Source organism: Gottfriedia acidiceleris (genome assembly GCF_050457485.1).
Lineage (GTDB): Bacteria > Bacillota > Bacilli > Bacillales > Bacillaceae_G > Gottfriedia > Gottfriedia acidiceleris_D.
The window spans coordinates 59,427-82,311 of record NZ_JBCMJM010000012.1; the positions used below are offsets into that span (position 1 = coordinate 59,427).

Consider the following 22,885-nt stretch of genomic DNA (forward strand, 5'->3'; position numbering starts at 1 on the left):
ATTAATTTTAAGGAAACTTGAACTAGTTTTAAATGAAATGTAGGCACTATGAGAGTAAGGTAATAAATGAAAGTAGATATTTTTTTTACATTTTAACTCCTGGCTTTGCCTAAAAATCATGCTTATCCTGCAAATTAAAAACTTGTCAATCGTGACATTCGCCCAATCATTTAAGGCATTCGTCTATATATTATTATGGATTACTGTTAGGAGGGTGGAAAAATGGAGGGGAAAGCATCGCGTGAATTTGTATTAATCGTGATCCTGTTTATTTTGTTAATCATTATTGGGTGTTCATTTTTATAAGTAGTATGAATCTTCAAAAATGAAGGTTATTTATACATTTGCCCAGACCATTTTTTACTACACGCATAAGATAAGATATGTAGCAAAAGGAGGTGTGAATGATGGGCGTAGGATTCCATGGTGGAGGATTTGCGTTAATCGTTGTATTGTTCATCTTATTAATTATCGTAGGAGCAGCTTGCATCTAATTTGTAAATAAGACAAATATTCGACCGGAGGTATTGTACCTCCGGTTGAGTTTTTATTCCAGATTAAAATAGTTAATGAAATACCTATGCTTTGTTAATTGAAATTTAGAAATAAATGAAAAGGAAATGAGCCTGAAGGTTTCAAAGAGGTATTTATGTGAAAATTTGAACAAAAGTGGCCGAAATAAAAAGCGGAAGGATTTAATTAATCTTGCCCCGCTTCTATTTATTTGTACAATTTCAAGGACATATAAACTGAAATTGTAACTTTAAAGAAGATATTAAGGTTTCTTAATTAAACGATTATCTTCTTCAATGAATTCTTTATCTATGTTACCTAACGTTGTTTCAAATATATCCATAAAATCTTTTCCATAAATATTACGTAAAATAGCCATAATTTCCATATTTTCTGGAAATTTACCATAAAATTCTTTTAATGGTAAAGTACCTTGAAAAACTGAATTTGTCTCTGGATCAAATTCACCTAGAATCTCTAATAGCATATCTTTACCTTTTTCTGTTAATTCAATATACGTATTACGTTTATCTTCTACTTTTTTAGAAAACACTAATAAACCACGTTCTTCTAGCTTTTTAGAGAAGTTAAAAGCAGTCGATACGTGCATTACACCAAATTTAGCAATTTCAGAAATAGACGCACCCTTTAAGTGGAAGGCGATCATTAAAATATGATGTTCATTGATATTTAAATCATAGGGCTTAATCCATTGTTGCCAGTCCTTTTCAACTGACTTCCATAATGCTTTAGAAATTTGGGCAATTCTTTGACTAAAAATCAAAGCTTCTTTCATCGTGTATAATTTTTGTTCAGTTTTCATCAATTCACCTTCTTTTCTATTTAACTATCTATTTATTATTATGCCAATAATATGTGAAGAAATAAAGAACTTTTAGTTAGAATTTTTAAAAATTTTCACAAAGTAGTTGATAAAATTCTACATTTTTATATTATAATTAAGTGTTATGGGTCGTAAAAATTATGTTTATATAATATTTTTTACTAAACTATAGAGTGATTGTCGATAAAACATTATTGGTAATATAGTAAATATATAATATAAATCTATAAAAATATAGTATAAAATGCAGATTTTAGATGGAATTTACATAAAAAAAACAAAAACAGGAGAAATTCATTCTCCTGTTTTCGTATTTAAATGGGCTGATTTTATTATTTTTTAATAATGTTATTTTCGATAGATTTTGCAATCTCTTGAAGCGTTTCATTTGTGTATTGATTTTGGTTTGAAAGCCATTTTACATCAAAGCCATCATTATTTCCGTATCGTGGTAAAATATGCATATGATAATGAAATACAGTTTGACCTGAAACTTCACCACTATTATTTAAAATATTTACACCTTGGACATTAAAAGTTTCTTTCATTGCATTAGCAATGTGCGGTACTTTTCGGAAGTATGTACTAGCTGTCTCTTCACTCATTTCGAATATGTTTTCAACATGATCCTTTGGAATGACTAAAGTGTGACCTTTTGTAACTTGACTTAAATCTAAAAAAGCTAAAATATCATCATCCTCATATACTTTTGAAGCTGGAATGCTACCTTCAACAATTTTACAGAAAATACAATTAGCGTCATGTGCCATTTTTTATACTTCCTTTCACTTTTTTCCTTATTTTAACATAGGCGTAGATTAAAGGGAAAATGGGGATAGGAAAAAATAAACAAGAAGCAACCTATGTTGCTTCTTGATGAAGGGGAAAGAATATTGGAGTAATTATAAATTGTCTTTAATAGACACCTCATTTGCTTTAATGTTCAATAAATTGGCACACCGTATTAGAAATTTATATGCTCTGGTCGAGACACCTCATTTACAAATTGGTATACTAAAACCTTTGTTTATAAGTGATAATGTTCAAGCTAACCATCTCCTTTGATGTTTTCACTGCTGTTTTATACAACGATGTTTTATCTATGGAGAAATTTCACTTCAACAACTACCCTTTATAGGTTTGAACGCAAATTAAATTACCTTTAACACACACCTCATTTCAAATTTTGAACTGGAAAGTGTGTTGCTTTCCCTTCAAAAATTAGGATGCCCTGTATTAAAGAAAGTATGCAAAAACTATAAAAACAATTAGAGCAGTTTAAGACTAAATTAATTATGATCATTAAAAGTATAGTACAGGGGGTACGGGAAGGAGGAGCGCTCGAAGGAAGAAAAATAGGTGGAGTATCTAGGAATGGAGATCAACATGCCATTATTTATTTAATTTACAACTTCTTTTCACCAACATAAAACAAGAAGCAACCTATGTTGCTTCTTGATGAAGAGGAAAGAATATTGGAGTAATTATAAATTGTCTTTAACAGACACCTCATTTGCTTAAATGTTCAATAAATTGGTACACCTTAAAATAAATTTATATGCTCTGCTCGAGACACCTCATTTACAAATTGGTATACTAAAACCTTTGTTTTTAAGTGATAATGTTCAAGCTAACCATCTCCTTTGATATTTTCACTGCTGTTTATACAACGATGCTTTATCTTGGGAGAAATTTCACTTTAACAGTTACCTTGCACAGGTTTGAACGCAAATTAAATTACCTTTAACACACACCTCATTTCAAATTTTTGAATTAGAAAGTGTGTTGCTTTCCCTTCAAGAATTATGATGCCCTATGGTAAAGAAAGTATTCTTAATAGGAGAAGAAAATTTTAAAGGCATCAAAGGATGAGAGGAAAGGCTAGAAAACAGAGAGGGACTTGAAAAGAAGACATGATTGAAGAAATGGGCGTTAATTTAATAATTTGTTAAATGGATAAATGAAAGTATAGATAATAGAAGGAAGTAGTAGCTTTAATGTAAACATATTTATATGAATAAGTTGAATGGAACGGATGTTGTTCGACTGCTCGACTCCTATTGGATATGCGTGAAGGCTTAGACCCTACAGGAACGTACCTAATGAGCAGGATAAAGAATCTCGACCTATGGAAAGTGAATATCCTGTGGTGGAAATCATCGTCATCGTTCTCCTTTTACGAAATTTAGTAATTTATTTGAAAAATTGTTTTTCAACATAAAACAAGGAGCAACCAGTAGTTGCTCCTTGATGAAGGGGAAAGATTTTAGAAAATGATTTTAGGTTAATAAGTTAAATTGTCTTTAACAGACACCTCATTTGCTTTAATGTTCAATAAATTGGTACACCTATAAATAAATTATATGTTCTGCTCGAGACACCTCATTTACAAATTGGTATACTAATGACCTTTGTTTTTATAGATCCTGTTCAAGCGCACCATCTCCTTAGATTTTTGCATTGCTGTATATGACAACGATGTTAATCTTTGGAGATACCTCATTTCACTTAAACAATTATCTGACTTAGGTTTGAACGCAAATTAAATTTCCTTTAACACACACCTCATTTCAAATTTTGAACTGGAAAGTGTGTTGCTTTCCCTTCAAGAATTATAATACCCTTAACCTAAAATAGTATTCAAAAAAAGAAGGATTTTTTTTTAGCATTCCATAAATAGGATAATAAGGAAGTTAACATTATTATTTGATACAATAAAATTTATAGGAAAAGTACATTTGAAAGGATTTGTAAAGAATGACTTTATTGCATGTAAAAGATGTCACAGGTGGATACACTAGACAGCCTGTCATTAAAGATGTCTCATTTACGATTAATAGGAATGAGCTTGTTGGGTTAATCGGTTTAAATGGTGCCGGTAAGAGTACGACAATAAAACATATTTTGGGACTTTTGAAGCCAACTAAAGGTGATATATTAATTAATGGTGAATCATTTGATAAAGATCCAACTGCATATCGTGCTAGCATATCATATGTTCCTGAAACGCCGATGATTTATGATGAATTAACTTTACAAGAACATCTTGAAATTACAGCCTTGGCATATAATATTCCTGAAAAGGATTTTAAAAAACGTAGTGACGAGTTATTAAAAACATTTAGATTATATGACAAAAGAAAATATTTTCCCTCGACATTCTCTAAAGGGATGAAACAAAAAGTAATGATCATTTGTGCCCTTATTGTCCAACCTCAGCTATACATAATAGATGAACCTTTTTTAGGACTAGATCCAATCGCGATAAATGATTTACTTGAGATTTTGAACAATGAAAAAGAAAAAGGAGCAGGCATTTTAATGTCTACTCATATTTTATCGACTGCTCAAATTTATTGTGATTCATTTATTATTTTGCATGAAGGAGTAATTATTGCAAAAGGTACATTAAACGAATTGCAAACTCAATATAATATGCCAAATGCTTCATTAGACGAAATTTATATTTTTGCAACGAAGGAAAAAGAAATATGAGTACGATCAAAGAATTATGGTTAGCACGGTTTAGGAGCTTCATAAAAGAAATGAGTAAATATGGTCGTTATATTTTTAATGATCATATAAAATTTGTAATTGTTTTTGGGCTTGGAGGAGGAGCATATTATTATCAACAAATGCTAAAAACAATTTCTCCAGATTTTCCGGTTATTTTACTAATCGCTATTCTTTTTAGTTTTCTTGTAGTAACTGGTCAAGTAACCACTTTTTTTAAAGGACCTGATTTACATTATTTACTACCGTTAGAAAAAAAGATGAAAAGTTACTTTATTCGCTCCTTTTTAATTACGTATATCGTTCAAGTTTATTTAATGATAATGATGTTAGGTGTGATTTATCCAATTTATAAGAAATTTTCACTAGGACAAACAACAAGTTTTATCGTCTTTATGGTCATAATTTTCTTATTAAAAGGATACAATCTCTTTGTTTCACTCTTGCACCTTACAAATAGCGGTGTTTTAAATCGAGTTTTTGATTATTGTTTAAGGTTGCTAGGTACTTTCTTATTTATTTATGGTTTATTAAGTAAATGGAGCAGTTTTTTCCTTGTAATAATGATCGTAATTTTAGCTGTTTATGCATTATCTATTCAAATAGGTAGTAAAAATAAAAGAGTACAATGGGAAAGAAATGTTAAACTTGATACTTCAAGATTAGCGACTTTTTATCGATTTGCGAATATGTTTACTGATGTGCCATCTATTCAACAACAAGTAAAGCGAAGAAAATGGGCCGATCCGATCATTAATAAAATTAAAATGAGAAATGCTGCGAATTATTTACTAGTTCGTACATTTATCCGAAATGGTAACTATTTAAGTATGTTTTTAAGACAACTTTTCGTAGGTGGATTTGTAGTTTACTTGGTGCCAACTACAATTGGGAAAATATTGATAGGCATTTTATTTCTTTACGTAATTTCCTTACAGAATATGTCAATTTTAAAACAGTATAACTATCATTTGTTGTGGAAAATTTATCCTTATACAAATGAAGAAAATAAAAAATCTATTTCGACACTTTTGTATATACTACTGATAATATGTAGTCTAGTTTTTAGTATTATTAGTTTAATAAATGGCTTGTCAATTTTAAACTTTATTATTGCAATCGTTGTGTATACTTTATTTTCAATGTGGTTAATTAAATTTTATGTGCATAAAAGGTTAAGTAAGCCACAAAAATTGTAAAGGGTGGACAAAATGGATTCTTATGAACTTCGTATTCAGTACGAACTATCTAGGTGGAAACAAAAAGTAATGTCCGATTCAAATGTTTTTCAAACTTCTGCAAAAAAAGTTCAGTTAAAGCTTCAATCTTTATTACCAGAACAAATCCAAGATTTGCTCACAAAAACCGTTAAAAATATGATGGTTTTATTTATGGGAGGGTCTACTGTTTTTAATGGCAGTGGTGAAGAGTATGAAGCATTAACACTTAGAGAAAGAGATTTAATCTTAGATAAAAAGTTAAACGAGTACAAAAAGATTTCAGCTGTAGAAGGTGCTGGTACAGGAGCGGGTGGAATATTACTCGGTCTTGCCGATTTTCCATTATTACTTGGCATAAAAATTAGATTTTTAGTTGAGGCAGCAAAAATATATGGTTACTCACCTAAAGATGAGCTTGAAAGACAATTCATGCTGTATATTTTTCAACTTGCTTTTTCAAGTGATAGTCATCGGAAAAAAGTATTTCAAGTTATTGAAAAGTGGGAAGATAAAGTAGATGAGAATCCCCAAGTCAATTGGGAGCAATTACAACTAGAATATCGAGATCATATCGATTTAGCAAAACTTCTGCAATTAGTCCCTATTATTGGAGCACCGATTGGAGCTTATGTAAATTATCAACTTCTTGAACAATTAGGTGAAACGGCTAAAAATGCTTATCGATTAAGGTATATGAAGAAGAAGGACGATCTGATTTAAGGAGTTACATACTAAAAGGAGAACTAAAAAGTTCTCCTTTTTCTTATTTTTGCTCAACTAATTTTTGTGATTGTTTTAATGAAGCTAATGTCATAGACCCTAGTGTTTTTGCTGCAATTAGCATAGCTTTTTCGTCAAAATCAAATTTTGGATGGTGATGAGGATATGCTTCTGTAACGTGAGGAGGTTTAGCTCCTGTGAAGAAGAACGTTCCTGGTACTTTTTGTAAGTAGTATGCGAAATCTTCACCGCCCATTTTAGGGTCCATTTCTTTTAATTGACTAACTTCATCAATGGATTCGGCTATTTTAACTAATAAATCAGTTTCTTTTTCATGATTTACTACTGGAGGATATCCATCATCGTACTTATATTCGTATGTAACATCATTTGCTAGACAAATTCCTTTAATGATTCTAGCTATTTGTTTTTTTACTTTTTCCTGTGTTTCCTTTTTGAACGTACGAACCGTCCCTATTAAAGTTGCTCGATCGGCGATTACATTAAAAGCATTTTTTGCTTCGAAACTTCCAATCGATAACACTACTGTGTCAATTGGATTTGTTTCCCGACTAACAACTTGTTGAAGTGCCATCACAAGCTGACTAGCAATTACAATACTGTCCTTTGTTCGATGGGGTTCTGCACCATGACCGCCTTGACCTTGGATTGTGATTGAAAAACGATCAGCTGCTGCCATGATTGGTCCTTTTCGATAACCAATTGTTCCTAATTCTTCAATTGCCCACAAATGGGTTCCATAAACCTCATCAACACCTTCTAAACAGCCATCAGCAATCATAGAAATTGCTCCACCTGGAGCATATTCTTCTGCATGTTGGTGAAGTAAGACAACCTTACCATCCCATGAATCTTTTTGCTCATGAAGTGCCTTTGCTAAAAATAATAGTGTAGCAGTGTGACCATCATGACCACATGCATGCATAACGCCTGGTACTTTTGAGGAGTAAGGAACATTTTTCTCATCTTGAATAGGTAGTGCGTCAAAATCAGCTCGTAAAGCGATTGTTTTTCCAGGGTTTCGACCATTAATTGTAGCAACAACACCATTTCCACCGACATTTGATTTGAATGGAATATTTAATTGCTGATAAAAGTTTTGAATGAATTTTGCTGTCTCGTATTCTTTAAATGAAAGCTCTGGATTTTCATGTAGATACCTACGTGTAGATACCATTTCCGGATAATATGAATCTAATAAAGAAAATAAATCTGACATTATTTCACCCTCCTACTTACTATCTATATAACCTATTCAAGAAATGTAATTGATATCCTTCAAAATTATCTTCAATTAAGAAATGGCGAAAAATGTATTTCCAAGGAAATATACATCGAAAAAAAGGAAATAATGACTTATTCATGGGAATAAATGGATATACTATTTGTTATATGGTAAGAGAAATGAAGGTGAAATAATTGAAAAAATGGGGATATTTAGCAATAGGACTGTTAAGTGTCCTGTTAATTAGCTTTGTTGGATTTTTACTAATCGTTTTCTTAGGTAATTATGTTATAGATGAAGATAAGTTAGTCGTCCATTCATCATCGGAAATGGTAGATTTAGAGGGGAATTTTGTATCAAAGCTATATAATGAAAATCATCAAATCGTTTCAATTAGTGATATACCTGATTATACTAAACAAGCAGTAGTTTCAATTGAAGATGAACGTTTCTATAAGCACCATGGAATTGATACACAATCAATCTTTCGGGCTATAGTAAATGATATAAAAGCATTTAGTAAAGTACAAGGTGCGAGTACACTTACTCAACAACTTGCAAAGAATGTTTTTTTGACAAACGACAAAACATTTATGAGAAAAACAAAGGAAGTAATTATAGCAATTAATCTAGAAAGAAAGTATACAAAAGATCAAATACTAGAAATGTATTTAAATCAGGTTTATTTCGGTCACGGGGTATATGGCATAGGCGGAGCGGCAAAATATTATTTCGGGAAAGATGTTAAAAATTTGTCTATTGAGGAAAGTGCTTCGTTAGCAGCCTTATTAAAAGCTCCATCACATTATGATCCAGTCTCACAACCAGAGCGATCTTTAGAACGTAGGAATCTTGTTCTTTATAAAATGCTAGATACGCATTATATAACTGAATCTGAGTATCAGAAAGCCAAAAGCAAACCATCTGTATTACATATTACGGAACAAAAATTTGAAAACGGATATGCTACATATATTGATATGGTTATAAAAGAAGCAAAAGAGAAATATGGCATTTCTTATGATCAACTTTTAAATGGTGGATACAAAGTTGTCGTTCCAATCCATAAAAAAACACAATTAACCGCCTATAAATATTTTAAAAATGGAAACTATTTTCCGGGAACTGATCAAAATGCCGAAGGAGCCTTCGTATTAATAAACTCCGAAACAGGCGGTGTAGAGGCGGCAATTGGTGGTAGGAATTACTATTTTCAAGGTTTAAATCGTATTAACGTGAAAAGACAGCCTGGTTCAACAATGAAGCCTTTACTTGTCTATTCGCCAGCGCTTGAAACGGGAAACTACAATCCGTATTCTTTATTACCAAATGAACAGAGTGCGTTAGGAGACTATAAACCGAAGAATTATAATGGAGTTTATACGAAAACGATTTCGATGTTTAATGCATTAATTCAGTCAGCAAATGTGCCGGCAGTTTGGTTATTAAATGATATTGGAATCGATAATGCAAAAGAGTATTTAGAAAAAATGGATTTGAATATTCCCGATCAAGGTTTAAGTATGGCGCTTGGAGGACTTAAGATTGGTTTAACACCATTAGAGCTAGTAAAAGCATATAGTGCCTTTGATCATGATGGAGATGCATTAGAGCCTTTTGTTATTAATGCAATTTATGATCGAAACAATGAATTAGTTGCCGAAGCGAAAATTAAGCAATATAAAGTGTTTTCATCACAAACCTCTTGGTATATGACAAAAATGCTAAAAGGTGTTGTAAATGAAGGGACAGCTAGTAGAGGGAGTTTTACAGGCGATTTAGCTGGGAAAACCGGATCTACAAATATACCTGGCCAAACAAATGGAAACAAAGATGCTTGGTTTGTAGGCTATACACCAGACGTTGTAGGCGCAATTTGGATGGGCTATGATAAAACAGATTCAACACATTTTTTAAGAAATGGTAGTACATATCCAACCATTTTATTTAAAAAGATTTTAAGTGAAGCAGGAAGAGAACCATCTACCAAATTTAAAAAGCCAAAAAATATAGACGATCTAGAATCACCGATAAATTTAGAGCCTATTTCTAATGTTCAATCAAAAGTATCATTCTCTCCATTTGGATTATTCACTGTCGTCATTAATTGGAATGCACCTACTGACCACAGACAGCAATATCGAATCTATCGAGTGAAGAATGGCAAAGAGAAATTAGTAGATACTGTTACTGGTTTAGATGAGTACAAAGATTCTTTTGTAAATGTATTTAATGTCCCTTCTTATTATGTAGTACCGTACAATCCTCAAACAAAAGAAGAAGGTGATAGGTCTAAACTTGTCAAACCCAACATAAGAAATAAGGAATAGACATTTTAAGGCTCTCCTTCTTATCAAATGATTTGAAGGGGAGTTTTTTATTTCCTATTAAAAATAAATACTGTATCTCTTAAAAAAGAATAGTAAAGAGATTAAGAAGTTTAAACGATGAGATAACGATTAAACGAATATTAAAAAAAGAATGATAAAACTCCTTTATTTTATAAAAAGTATTAATAAATAAAGATTATTAATTCGATATTTTAGACATATTTTGATATAATTTTTAATGGGAAAAGTCTGGTAGTAAAATAGGCCTATTAATTGAGAAAAATTGTAAAATCAGTGAACATTATGTGTCAAAATTCGAGTTTTCTATACAATTAATGGTTCAATCAGTATATTTAATAGTAGAGTTTGGAAAAGTGAAAGGGAGACTTTGAAGGATGAAAAAAGATTTTAACGATACATTTCTTAAAGCGATTAGAGGAGAAGAAGTAACGCATACACCAGTTTGGTATATGAGACAAGCAGGGCGTTCTCAGCCAGAATACCGAAAAATAAAAGAAAAATATTCTTTATTTGAAATTACTCATCAACCTGAGTTATGCGCTTACGTGACAGCGCTACCAGTGGATCAATATAATGTTGATGCAGCTATTTTATATAAAGATATTATGTCGCCACTTCCTGCAATTGGAGTAGACGTAGAAATTCAATCAGGAGTAGGACCGGTAATAAGCAATCCTATTCGTTCTTTAGCAGATGTAAAAAAGTTAACTGAAATTCATCCAGAAGAGCAACTACCTTATATTTATGAGACGATTAAATTATTAACAACAGAGGTTCTTTCTGTTCCATTAATTGGATTTGCAGGTGCACCTTTTACAGTTGCTAGCTATATGATCGAAGGTAGACCTTCTAGAAACTATAATAAAACAAAATCATTTATGTACGCTGAGCCTGAAGCATGGTTTGCTTTAATGGATCATTTAGCAGACATGACAATCAAATACGTAAAGGCACAAGTTAAAGCAGGGGCAAGTGCAATTCAATTATTTGATTCATGGGTTGGTGCTTTGAATGCAAATGATTATCGCATTTATATTAAACCTTGCATGGAAAAGATTTTTGCAGCACTTAAAGCAGATCATATTCCAACAACTATGTTTGGAATTGGAGCAAGCCATTTAATTCATGAATGGAATGAACTGCCTGTAGATGTAATTGGTCTTGATTGGAGAACTTCTATTACTGAAGCTCGCTCTTTAGGGATTACGAAAACACTTCAAGGTAATTTAGATCCTGCGTTTTTATTAGCACCATGGGAAGTTATTGAGAAACGTGCGAAAGAAATATTAGATGAAGGTATGGCAAATCCAGGTCATATTTTCAACTTAGGTCATGGGGTATTCCCTGAAGTGAATCCTGATACTCTTAAACGATTAACTAGTTTTGTACATGAGTATTCATCAAGGGTTAAAGCTTAATATAAAAGGACTATGGTGATGACATGAAAGAAAAAATCGGTTTATTAGTTATGGCTTACGGCACGCCATATAAAGAATCGGATATTGAGCGTTATTATACAGATATTCGTAGAGGTAGAAAGCCTTCACAAGAGGCGCTAGAAGAACTGACAGAACGATATCGTGCAATTGGAGGAATCTCTCCTTTAGCAAAAATTACAATTGAACAAGCAAAAGCATTAGAAGAAGATTTAAATAAGATCCAAGACAATGTAGAATTCAAAATGTACATTGGACTAAAGCATATTGAACCATTCATTGAAGATGCAGTAGATGAAATGAAAAAAGATGGTATAACAAAAGCAGTGAGTATCGTACTTGCACCACATTATTCTACGTTTAGTGTAAAGTCATATAACGAACGTGCTACTAATCATTCAGAAAAAATTGATGGACCAAAAATTATCCATGTAGATGATTGGTATAAAGAAGAACGATTTATTCAATATTGGGTTCGTGAAGTAGAAGCTATTCTTGAACCAATGAATGAAGAGCAACGTGTGAAAACGGCATTTATTTTCTCAGCGCATAGTTTACCGGAAAAAATTCTTACTTATGGAGATCCATACCCCGAGCAACTTAAGGAAACTGCTGAGTTAGTCGTTCAGCAATCTGATATTCGTCATTATTTTCTAGGATGGCAAAGTGCTGGTAATACACCAGACCCTTGGCTTGGACCTGATGTACAAGATTTAACACGTGAGTTGGATGAAAATTATGATTTTGAAACTTACGTCTACTTACCATTAGGATTTGTAAGTGAGCATTTAGAAGTACTGTATGACAATGATATAGAATGTAAACAAGTAACGGATGAAATTCAAAAAGCATATGTTCGTCCACCGATGCCTAATACAGATCCATTATTTATTAGTGGGCTTAGTACGGTTGTAATAAGGAAATTAAACGAACAATAATATGGTTTTGAAATAGGAGGTAAAGAAGTGAATAAGAAGGTTGTCATTATTGGTGGCGGTATTACTGGATTGACATCTGCCTACTATTTAAAACAAGAAAAATTAAAAAATAATCTTCCAATTGATATTCAATTAATTGAAGGTTCATCAAGGCTTGGAGGAAAAATCCAAACAATTAGAAAAGATGGATTTGTTATTGAACGTGGTCCTGACTCATTTTTGGCAAGGAAAAAGAGTGCATATCGATTAGCTGAAAACTTAGGTATCCAAGATCAAATCGTTTTTAACACTTCTGGAAAATCCTATGTATTAGCTCATAATAAATTACATGGTATGCCAGAAGGTTCAAACATGGGGATTCCTACACAAATCAAGCCTTTTATTTTTTCGGGTCTATTTTCACCAGCAGGAAAAATCCGTGCAGGATTAGATTTTGTATTACCAAAAACACATGTCCAAGGGGATATGTCACTAGGTAAATTTTTTAGAAGAAGACTTGGTAATGAAGTAGTTGAGAATCTAATTGAACCTCTTTTATCAGGTATTTATTCAGGTGACATTGACCAAATGAGTTTAATGGCAACGTTCCCTCAATTCTTCCAAATTGAACAAAAACATCAAAGTATTGTTCTAGGAATGAAAAAAGAGATGCCTGTGAAGAAATCAAAAGGTCCTAGAAAAGGAATTTTCCAGACTGTAAGTACAGGTCTTCAAACAATTGTTGAACGAATTGAAGAAGAGTTAGATCAAGAGGAAGTTTTAAAAGGTGTACAAGTAGTAAATATAAATAAAATTGGAAAAAAATATGAGATTGTACTTAGCAATAATGAAAAGATTGAAGCAGATTCAATTATCGTTACTGTACCTCATCGTTTTATTCCACAACTATTTAACAATAAACCTGTATTTGAGCCTTTCAAAAGAGTTCCTTCTACATCAGTTGCGAATGTTGCACTTGCATTTCCAGAGCATGCAATTAAGAAGGATATAAATGGTACAGGCTTTGTTGTTTCACGTAATAATGACTATAATATAACAGCTTGTACTTGGACTCATAAAAAATGGGCACATGCATGTCCAAAAGGTAAAGTTCTATTACGTTGTTACGTTGGACGACCTTACAATAAGGAAATAGTCGATAAAACCGATGAAGAACTTGTTGAAATTGTTTTAGAAGATTTAAGAAAAACGATGGATATAACTGAAAAACCAGAGTTTTATATTGTTTCAAGATGGAAAGATGCTATGCCTCAATATACGATTAATCATAAAGAGCGTACGAAAAATATGGAACAATATTTACAAAAAGAAATGCCTGGTGTATCGGTGATCGGTTGCTCATTTTATGGGTCCGGCTTACCAGACTGTATAGATCAAGGTGAAAAAGCAGTTTCAGATACAATTGAATACTTGTTCTCACATGAAAAACAAGCTGTTCGAAGCTATTAAGGCTTTTAAAACAATTAGTAAAGAATAGAGCAACCAAAAAAGTAGATCGATACTTTTAGGTTGCTCTTTTTATTATGCCTCTGTACTAATAATATGTTTAATAATTTCATTAAGAAAATTGCTGATCCTAAAAGACTTCACTTAAAAACTATCTTTTAAACAATTTGAACAAGTGTTACTGTAGCAATCATGTTGTTCTTCAATCGTCGAATTACAGTGTTTACATAATTTCTTTGGTAATAGTTTTAAAAATTCGGACATTTTTACAAGCATGTTACCCTCTCCTTTAGTTAACTTATTAGTATTGTATTACTACAACGTATTTTGTGTCAATCTGTATTAGTACAATTTTTTTAAAATAATCTAAACGCCTATTTTTTTAAAACAGTAAGGACAAGCTTATAAATTTAAATTTTCATAGAAATAATAAGTATAAAGGAGTGTGTTTGTTTTATGAAAGTAACCGTTATTGGTTATTGGGGAGGCTATCCAGGTAAAGGTGAAGCAACTTCATGTTATATATTTAAATCCAAAAATTTTAATCTATTGGTTGATTGTGGTTCAGGTGCATTAGCTACATTACAAAATTTCATAGATCCTAATAGCTTAAATGCTGTAATCCTGTCACATTATCATCATGATCATATTGCAGATATAGGAGTACTACAATACTTCAAACTTGTAAATGCTGGAAAGGTTAAGTTTGCTTTACCTATATACGGACATAAATTTGATAATGTAAAATTTAATTCGTTAACATATAAAGAAGCAACAAAAGGATATGAATATAATCCAAATGAAGCTCTCGACCTAGGTCCATTTACTATTCGATTTATTAAGACAGTTCATCCGGTAGATTGTTTTGCAATGCGAATTGAAACAGCAACTCACTCAGTAGTCTATACAGCTGATTCAAGCTATATGGAAGACTTCATACCCTTTTCTTCCAACGCGGATTTGCTTATTAGTGACTGTAATATGTATGAAAATCAAGATGGTGCTAAAGTGGGGCATATGAGCAGCAAAGATGCCGCAACAATTGCAAATGAAGCAAATGTAAAAGAATTATTATTATCACATCTTCCTCATAGCGGAAATACAAAAGATTTAATAAATGAAGCCCAAAAGTATTATAATGGACTTGTTCATTTAGCTTATACAGGTTTTGAATGGAAATCGAAATTATAGGAGGATACACATGCTATTTTTAGATAATAGGGGAATAACGGATCCAACATTAAATTTAGCGATGGAAGAATATGCGCTAAAAAACCTGGATCCTGAAAATACATACTTTTTATTTTATATTAATGAACCATCAATCATTATTGGTAAAAATCAAAATACTGCCGAGGAGATTAATGCTTCATATGTAAATGATCATAATATCCATGTAGTTCGAAGATTATCTGGTGGTGGAGCGGTATATCATGATTTAGGGAATCTTAACTTTAGTTTTATTACAAAAGATGATGGTGACAGCTTTCATAATTTTAGAAAGTTTACTGAGCCAGTGATCGAGGCACTAAAGGAACTCGGTGTGAATGCTGATCTTAGTGGAAGAAATGATATATTAGCAGAAGGTAGAAAAATCTCAGGTAATGCACAATTTTCTACTAGAGGTAGAATGTTTAGCCACGGTACATTGTTGTTTGATAGTGATATAGATGAAGTTGTAAATGCATTAAATGTAAAGCTAGAAAAAATTCAATCTAAAGGAATTAAATCAGTCCGAAGTAGAGTTGCAAATATTAAGGAATTTTTAAAAGACGATTTAACAATCTTAGAATTTAAAGATTTAATTTTACAATCTATTTTTAAAGAACATGGGAAAATAGAACGATACGAATGGACAGATGAAGATATAAAAAATATTAAAGAACTTGCTGAGAGTAGATACCGTAATTGGGATTGGAATTTTGGAAAATCTCCTAAATGCAATATTCAACAAAGTAAAAGATTTGCGGCTGGTTCGATTGATCTTCGTTTAGATGTAAACAAAGGAATCATTGAGAATGTTAAAATTTATGGTGACTTCTTTGGGGTAGGAGATGTATCTGATATAGAACAGCTTCTGATTGGTAGTAAATTTGATCAACAAGAGATTGAAAATAAGTTAAATGAAGTTAATTTTACCCATTATTTTGGTAATGTAACGAAAGAAGAATTTATGAGTTTATTATTTTAAAAAAAGAGTAGGAAACTACTCTTTTTTTGTTTGTTAAAAAATCAGAAGTCTAAAAAGTGCTAGTTTTCTCACTTGTCAGAATTGTTTTCTAGCAATATAATATATTTAGAATATTTTAAATTTTTATATTTAAAGGGGGTAATTTTTCTTGAATTTAGTTGAAACACTGTCACAATCAGCTTTAAGGCATCCTGAACATTCTGCTATTATCTTTGAAGGGCAGACATTTTCATACTCAACACTAGATACTTATATTACAAAATTTGCGAGTGGCCTCTCAAAATTAGGGATAGAAAAGGGAGATAAAGTAGCTCTAGTTGTTGGTAATTCTCCTCATTTTATTATAGCACTATATGGTGCGTTGAAGGTTGGAGCGGCTGTAATACCGGTTAATCCTCTATATGCACCAGATGAATTAGTATACATATTAACAAACGGCGACGCAAAAGCAGTTATCACCTTAGACTTATTTCTTCCACTAGTAGAAAAAGCTTCACCGATTCTTCCTAATATCGATCACTTCATTATTTGTGAAACAAAACAAGAAAATCCTTATGAATTTGAGAACAATAAATTGAAATCGTTTACAAATGTAGTTGGAATTGGAGACATAGATTTCAAAGGACCTGAATTACATGATGATGATTTAGCAGTCATTTTATATACTTCTGGTACAACAGGAAAACCAAAGGGAGCTATGTTAACGCATAAAAACCTTTATTCGAATGCAATGGATGCTGGACACTTCTTAAGCTTTTCAAATACAGAAAAGGTAATTGCAACTTTACCTGCTTTCCATGTATTTTGTTTAACTGTAGCTTTAAACGCGCCTTTAATGTATGGAGCTACTGTTATTTTAGTGCCTAAATTTAGCCCAAAAGAAATATTTGATATTATTCGTACATACAAAGCAACTGTATTTGCAGGTGTGCCAACAATGTATAATTTCTTATATCAATTCCCTGAAGGAAAAACAGAAGACTTTGAGTCAATCCGACTATGCGTTTCAGGTGGTTCCTCTTTACCGGTTGCATTATTAGAGAATTTTGAGAAGAAATTTAAAGTTATTATTTCTGAAGGTTATGGATTATCAGAAGCGTCACCTGTTACGACGTTTAATCCATTAGATCGTCCTAGAAAAGCAGGATCAATTGGGACAAATATTAGCAATGTAGAAAATAAAGTTGTAAATGCTCTTGGTGAAGAAGTAGCAGTTGGTGAAGTAGGTGAATTAATCGTCCGCGGACCAAACATAATGAAAGGCTATTATAATATGCCTGAAGAAACAGCAATGACGATACGCGATGGCTGGTTATATACTGGTGACCTAGCAAGAATTGATGAAGATGGTTATTTCTATATAGTCGATCGTAAAAAAGAATTGATTCTTGTTGGTGGCTATAATGTATACCCTCGTGAAGTTGAAGAAGTAATTTATAATCATCCAGATGTTGTTGAATGTGCGGTTATTGGGCTACCAGATGATAATTTTGGAGAAAGTGTAAAAGCCTATGTTGTTTCAAAAAATCCTTCATTAAGTGTGGAGACCTTGGCAGAATACTGCAAGGCGCACTTAGCAAAATATAAAGTACCAAGATCAATAGAGTTCATTCCAGAGCTACCAAAAAATGCAACTGGTAAAATACTTAGAAGAGCATTGAAAGATTCAGTTACACAATAAATCGTAGTATAGAGGAGAGAGCTCTTTTTGATGCTCTCTCTTTTTGCATTTCGGATAATAAGTATTTAAAAAATATAATAGGTTGAAGTTCTAAAAAATTGGACAAAGTTGATAATATAGAATGGGGGGAGATTTTATGAAAAAAGCAACTAAATCTAAATTAACCAAATTCATCTGTCTAGGCTATCTCGTTTATATCATTTTAGTCCTGTTATACTTTTATGTTTTTACGACTTCTGACCTACCTTCAAAATATAAAGGAACATTTGTTGATCCACATACATTCATGAATCATAAGGAAGCTAATTTAAGCTCTAGTTATAGCACTTTAAAAAATGTACTTTACTTTATTACCTTACCGATTGATTGGATTGTATTATCACTTTTATTATTAAGTGGATCAATTGAAAGATTAGGTGACTCATTATCTAAATTGACTAGATTTAAGTTTATACAAGTTTTTTTATATTTCTTTTTTGTATCGGTCGCTACATATATCGTTTCATTTCCAATTGATTTCTATCGATTTAAATTATCGACGAAATACGGATTGTCTGTTCAAACATTTAATGCGTGGATGAAGGATGAAATGATTAGTTTTTGGATAAATTTTGGAATGATGTTTTTTGTGATGTATGTTGTGTATTTGTTAATCAAAAAACAACCAAAGAAATGGTGGCTAACTGCATGGCTATTAAGTATTCCTTTTACGATTTTCTTAACGTTTATTCAGCCTGTAGTAATTGATCCCTTATATAATGATTTTTACCCATTAAAAGATAAAAATTTAGAAAAGAAAATTATTACCCTAGCTAAAGAAGCAAATATTCCTGCACATCGGGTATATGAAGTAAATATGTCCACTAAGACAACTACTTATAATGCATATGTTACTGGTATAGGTAAAAACGCTAGGATTGTACTTTGGGATACAACTCTTAAAGGGCTAACAGAAGATGAAATTATGTTCATCATGGCTCATGAAATGTCACATTACGTTCATAAAGATATCTATAAATCAATGTTTGGTATGCTAGCAGGTAGTTTAGTCGGTCTGTACATCATTCATTTATTAATGAAGTATGTACTATCAAAGAGTAGGAGTAGTCATTCAACCGAAAAAATGGCCGTCATCCTAACCTTATTTTTGATCATTAGTGGAATTGTAGGCTTTATTTCTGATCCGATCTCAAATGCATTTTCAAGAACTGCCGAGAAAAGAGCAGATTTATATGCAGTTAAGCTAACACATGATCCGGAGGCAGGGATTATAGCATTTCAAAAGTTATCCAAAAACAGTTTGTCTCAAGTAAATCCACCATTTTTAGTGAAATTGTTTAGATATGATCATCCGACAATGTTGGAAAGAATGCAGTATTTAGAAGCTGCTGAAAAAAGAAACAATAATAAATAGGGTAAAAGTAGCTTGTAGATTGATTGGTATTGTACCAATATCTACAAGCTTTTTTTGTATTATAAAAAAGCTCTTCATATGTCTTAATTGTAAATAGGATCAACTACTATAAATGTGTCATATTAATTTATTATACTTTTACTAAACTTTATTAAAGACAATGGTACGCAAATTGAAGTCGCAGAATCTCAGAAAATGGAAAATAGGTGGGACCTCTCGATTTATATAAAATAATTTGGGTATCAGTGGACTACCGAGATAAGATAGACACTCGTCTAAAAACATCCTTAAGGGTGTTTTTTTTATTTAATTGAAATAAACTTCCATACTTTAAATAGCTGAGCTGTCGAAAATTCTTTTGGAAATATTTTCAGAATTTAATATCAAATCCGAATATACTGTTATATAATAACATAAGTAATCAATATCTGTTATATAACTGAATGGAGGGATCATATGACAACTGAGCTTTCAAAAATCAAAGTTCTAGGTAATCATGTAGAGGGTTCAACTGACATTCTTACGACCGAAGCATTAAGTTTTTTAGAGCAATTACATCTGAAATTTGATCAACGTAGACAACAGCTGTTATTAAACAGAAAAGAAAGAATGAGCTTTTTACAAAATGGGGGTAAGCTCCAATTTTTAGAGGAAACAAAACACATTCGTGAAAGTGAATGGACAATTGCACCTATACCAACGGATTTACAAGATCGAAGAGTAGAGATAACAGGACCAGTTGATCGGAAAATGATTATCAATGCATTGAATTCTGATGCGTTTGTTTTCATGGCTGATTTTGAAGATGCTACTTCTCCAACTTGGGAAAATATCATTTCGGGTCAGGTTAATTTAAGAGATGCTGTGAACCGAACAATTTCACTTCATTCAAATGGAAAAACATATAAGTTAAAAGAGAAGCCGGCTGTACTATTAGTACGACCAAGAGGCTGGCATTTAGAAGAAAAACATATCACTGTAAATGGTGAAAATATGTCTGGTAGCTTAGTAGATTTTGGACTTTATTTCTTTCATAATGCGAAACAAGCAATAAAAAACGGCTCAGGACCTTATTTTTATTTACCAAAAATGGAAAGTTATTTGGAAGCAAGATTATGGAATGATGTGTTTTTATTTGCTCAAAATGAATTGAATATACCTGTTGGTACTATTAAAGCAACTGTATTAATCGAAACAATTGCTGCTTCATTTGAAATGGATGAGATACTTTATGAATTAAAGGATCATTCAGCTGGATTTAATTGCGGCAGATGGGATTATATTTTTAGTTTTATCAAAATGATGCGATACGACAAATCTATTATTTTACCTGATCGATCTGTTGTGACGATGGAAGTACCTTTTATGCGTTCATATTCTCAAAAAGTTATTCAAACTTGTCATCGTAGAAATGCTCCGGCAATTGGAGGAATGGCAGCTCAAATTCCTATTAAAGATGATAAAGAGCGAAATGAAGTTGCGTTTGAAAAGGTAAGAAAAGATAAAGAGCGTGAAGCAAAGGATGGACACGATGGAACTTGGGTAGCTCATCCTGGTTTAGTAGCTGTAGCTCTTGAACAGTTTAATCGATTTATGCCTACACCAAATCAGATTCATAGAAAACGTGAGGATGTTAATGTAACTGAGGCGGACCTTTTAGAGATTCCTAGTGGTGTTATTACTGAACAAGGTCTCAGAACAAATATAACAGTTGCGATTCAATATATAGAAGCATGGATAAGTGGTCGAGGTGCGGTGCCACTATACAATTTAATGGAGGATGCTGCGACTGCTGAAATTTCGCGTGCGCAAATTTGGCAATGGGTGCGTCATGAAAAAGGTGTTTTAGAGGATGGTACAAACATTACTTTACAATTAGTGGATTCATTAAAAAATGAAGAAATGATGAAGCTTCAACTAGAAATTGGGAAAGAACAATTTCAAGCAAAACGATTTAGTGAAGCAATTGAATTATTTGATGAGTTAATTAGCAACGATGAATTTGCTGACTTTCTGACTTTAAAAGGATATAACTTTTTATAAAATTAGGAGGAATTGAATATGACGAAAAATCGTGAAAAGCGTATTGCTGAATTACAAGAAAGCTGGGAACTTGATTCTAGATGGAATGGTATTACAAGAACATACACTGCTGAAGATGTAATTAAATTAAGAGGATCAATTGATATTGAACAAACATTGGCAAAAAAAGGCGCGGAAAAATTATGGAAGCTTTTAAATGAAGAAAGCTATGTTAATGCACTAGGAGCATTAACTGGAAATCAAGCAATTCAACAAGTAAAAGCAGGTTTGAAGGCTATTTATTTAAGTGGTTGGCAAGTTGCTGCCGATGCGAATCTTTCAGGTCAAATGTACCCAGATCAAAGCTTATATCCGGCAAATTCTGTACCAGCAGTTGTAAAACGAATTAATCAGGCTTTTCAACGTGCAGATCAAATTCAATATGTTGAAGGTGGAGAAGAAATCGACTACTTCGCACCGATTATGGCAGATGCAGAGGCTGGCTTCGGTGGACAATTAAATGTATTTGAACTAATGAAAAGTATGATTGAAGCAGGAGCGGCAGGTGTACATTTTGAAGATCAATTGTCTTCGGAGAAAAAATGTGGCCATTTAGGTGGGAAAGTATTATTACCAACACAAACGGCGGTTCGCAACTTAATATCTGCTCGTTTAGCAGCGGATGTAATGGGAGTTCCTACCCTTATTGTTGCACGAACTGATGCAGATGCAGCAGATTTAATTACAAGTGATATTGATCCCGTCGACAAACAATTTATTACAGGTGAAAGAACGCCTGAAGGTTTTTATCGTACAAAAGCGGGGTTAGATCAAGCAATTGCTCGTGGTCTTGCTTATGCACCGTATGCAGACTTAGTTTGGTGTGAGACGTCAGAGCCAAACCTAGAAGATGCAAAACGTTTTGCAGACGCTATTCATGCTAAATTCCCAGGTAAATTATTAGCTTATAACTGTTCACCTTCATTTAACTGGAAGAAGAAACTAGATGACGAAACAATCGAGACATTCCAACAACAAATTGCAGCAATGGGTTATAAATTCCAATTCGTTACCCTTGCTGGTTTCCACGCATTAAACTTTGGCATGTTTGAATTAGCTAGAAATTACAAAGATCGTGGAATGGGAGCATATTCAGAACTTCAACAAGCTGAATTTGCAAGTGAACAATATGGATACACTGCAACAAGACATCAACGTGAAGTTGGAACAGGATATTTTGATCAAGTAGCTCAAATTATTACTGGAGGAACTTCTTCAACAACAGCTCTTAAAGGCTCTACCGAAGAACAACAATTTTCATCTAATTAATTAGTAAAAAACCACTTTTTT

Annotated in this window: 19 protein-coding genes; 15 read left to right on the top strand and 4 right to left on the bottom strand. The window is 32.4% G+C overall.

From position 1 onward, the window contains the following. Positions 1 to 222 precede the first annotated feature (222 nt). Both ABEY15_RS13385 and ABEY15_RS13390 read left to right on the top strand, forming a co-directional pair. The gene (locus ABEY15_RS13385) at positions 223 to 306 is read left to right on the top strand and encodes a YjcZ family sporulation protein (RefSeq protein ID WP_098234279.1); all 84 of its coding nucleotides are present in this window, start codon (positions 223 to 225) and stop codon (positions 304 to 306) included. A gap of 98 nt (positions 307 to 404) precedes the next feature. Then, on the top strand, positions 405 to 494 hold the full coding sequence (locus tag ABEY15_RS13390; RefSeq protein ID WP_097973758.1) for a YjcZ family sporulation protein: 90 nt from the start codon (positions 405 to 407) through the stop codon (positions 492 to 494). Between the two features lie 281 nt (positions 495 to 775). Here ABEY15_RS13390 and ABEY15_RS13395 read toward each other — a convergent pair whose 3' ends face one another. Next, positions 776 to 1,336: an HTH-type transcriptional regulator Hpr gene (locus ABEY15_RS13395; RefSeq protein WP_097973757.1), complete on the bottom strand. Its 561-nt coding sequence runs from the start codon at positions 1,334 to 1,336 to the stop codon at positions 776 to 778. Positions 1,337 to 1,689: 353 nt separating this feature from the next. Beyond that, positions 1,690 to 2,127, bottom strand: coding sequence for an HIT family protein (locus ABEY15_RS13400; protein ID WP_069033845.1), 438 nt, complete (start codon positions 2,125 to 2,127; stop codon positions 1,690 to 1,692). Between the two features lie 1,987 nt (positions 2,128 to 4,114). Here ABEY15_RS13400 and ABEY15_RS13405 point away from each other — a divergent pair. Genes ABEY15_RS13405 through ABEY15_RS13415 form a run of 3 tightly spaced genes read left to right on the top strand, consistent with a single transcriptional unit; the run spans position 4,115 to position 6,810 of the window. After that, complete coding sequence (locus ABEY15_RS13405) at positions 4,115 to 4,852, top strand: ABC transporter ATP-binding protein (RefSeq protein ID WP_429890605.1); 738 nt, start codon at positions 4,115 to 4,117, stop codon at positions 4,850 to 4,852. Further along, positions 4,849 to 6,069 carry an ABC transporter permease gene (locus ABEY15_RS13410; protein ID WP_429890606.1) on the top strand — a complete coding sequence of 407 codons (1,221 nt, stop codon included), beginning with the start codon at positions 4,849 to 4,851 and terminating at the stop codon, positions 6,067 to 6,069. Before ABEY15_RS13405 ends, ABEY15_RS13410 begins: the two co-directional genes overlap by 4 nt. A gap of 12 nt (positions 6,070 to 6,081) precedes the next feature. Next, entirely contained in the window at positions 6,082 to 6,810 is a 729-nt protein-coding gene (locus ABEY15_RS13415) for an EcsC family protein (RefSeq protein ID WP_429890607.1), read from the top strand. A gap of 43 nt (positions 6,811 to 6,853) precedes the next feature. Here ABEY15_RS13415 and ABEY15_RS13420 read toward each other — a convergent pair whose 3' ends face one another. Then, the gene (locus ABEY15_RS13420) at positions 6,854 to 8,053 is read right to left on the bottom strand and encodes a M20 family metallopeptidase (protein WP_429890766.1); all 1,200 of its coding nucleotides are present in this window, start codon (positions 8,051 to 8,053) and stop codon (positions 6,854 to 6,856) included. A gap of 197 nt (positions 8,054 to 8,250) precedes the next feature. Here ABEY15_RS13420 and ABEY15_RS13425 point away from each other — a divergent pair, with 197 nt between their 5' ends. The 4 genes from ABEY15_RS13425 (at position 8,251) to hemY (ending at position 14,230) form a co-directional block, all read left to right on the top strand. Beyond that, positions 8,251 to 10,386, top strand: coding sequence for a transglycosylase domain-containing protein (locus tag ABEY15_RS13425; RefSeq protein WP_429890608.1), 2,136 nt, complete (start codon positions 8,251 to 8,253; stop codon positions 10,384 to 10,386). Positions 10,387 to 10,781: 395 nt separating this feature from the next. After that, the gene (gene hemE, locus ABEY15_RS13430; RefSeq protein WP_429890610.1) at positions 10,782 to 11,825 is read left to right on the top strand and encodes a uroporphyrinogen decarboxylase; all 1,044 of its coding nucleotides are present in this window, start codon (positions 10,782 to 10,784) and stop codon (positions 11,823 to 11,825) included. Positions 11,826 to 11,848: 23 nt separating this feature from the next. Beyond that, positions 11,849 to 12,781, top strand: a complete 933-nt coding sequence (hemH, locus tag ABEY15_RS13435; protein WP_429890611.1) for a ferrochelatase — start codon at positions 11,849 to 11,851, stop codon at positions 12,779 to 12,781. A 27-nt stretch (positions 12,782 to 12,808) separates the two neighbouring features. Continuing rightward, the gene (gene hemY, locus ABEY15_RS13440; protein ID WP_429890612.1) at positions 12,809 to 14,230 is read left to right on the top strand and encodes a protoporphyrinogen oxidase; all 1,422 of its coding nucleotides are present in this window, start codon (positions 12,809 to 12,811) and stop codon (positions 14,228 to 14,230) included. Between the two features lie 141 nt (positions 14,231 to 14,371). Here the strand turns inward: hemY and yhfH are convergent, their stop codons facing one another. Next, positions 14,372 to 14,503, bottom strand: a complete 132-nt coding sequence (gene yhfH, locus ABEY15_RS13445) for a protein YhfH (RefSeq protein WP_084006798.1) — start codon at positions 14,501 to 14,503, stop codon at positions 14,372 to 14,374. A 180-nt stretch (positions 14,504 to 14,683) separates the two neighbouring features. Between yhfH and ABEY15_RS13450 the strand changes: the two genes are divergently transcribed. The 6 genes from ABEY15_RS13450 (at position 14,684) to aceA (ending at position 22,864) form a co-directional block, all read left to right on the top strand. Then, on the top strand, positions 14,684 to 15,418 hold the full coding sequence (locus tag ABEY15_RS13450) for an MBL fold metallo-hydrolase (protein ID WP_429890613.1): 735 nt from the start codon (positions 14,684 to 14,686) through the stop codon (positions 15,416 to 15,418). A 10-nt stretch (positions 15,419 to 15,428) separates the two neighbouring features. Next, on the top strand, positions 15,429 to 16,418 hold the full coding sequence (locus ABEY15_RS13455) for a lipoate--protein ligase (RefSeq protein WP_429890614.1): 990 nt from the start codon (positions 15,429 to 15,431) through the stop codon (positions 16,416 to 16,418). Positions 16,419 to 16,566: 148 nt separating this feature from the next. Further along, a complete protein-coding gene (locus ABEY15_RS13460; protein WP_429890616.1) occupies positions 16,567 to 18,099 on the top strand; it encodes a fatty acid--CoA ligase family protein in 1,533 nt (510 codons plus the stop codon). A gap of 136 nt (positions 18,100 to 18,235) precedes the next feature. Further along, positions 18,236 to 19,513: a M48 family metallopeptidase gene (locus ABEY15_RS13465; RefSeq protein ID WP_429890617.1), complete on the top strand. Its 1,278-nt coding sequence runs from the start codon at positions 18,236 to 18,238 to the stop codon at positions 19,511 to 19,513. Positions 19,514 to 19,969: 456 nt separating this feature from the next. Further along, the gene (aceB, locus tag ABEY15_RS13470) at positions 19,970 to 21,556 is read left to right on the top strand and encodes a malate synthase A (protein ID WP_429890618.1); all 1,587 of its coding nucleotides are present in this window, start codon (positions 19,970 to 19,972) and stop codon (positions 21,554 to 21,556) included. A gap of 18 nt (positions 21,557 to 21,574) precedes the next feature. Then, the gene (aceA, locus tag ABEY15_RS13475; RefSeq protein WP_098234710.1) at positions 21,575 to 22,864 is read left to right on the top strand and encodes an isocitrate lyase; all 1,290 of its coding nucleotides are present in this window, start codon (positions 21,575 to 21,577) and stop codon (positions 22,862 to 22,864) included. The last annotated feature ends 21 nt before the right edge of the window (positions 22,865 to 22,885 follow it).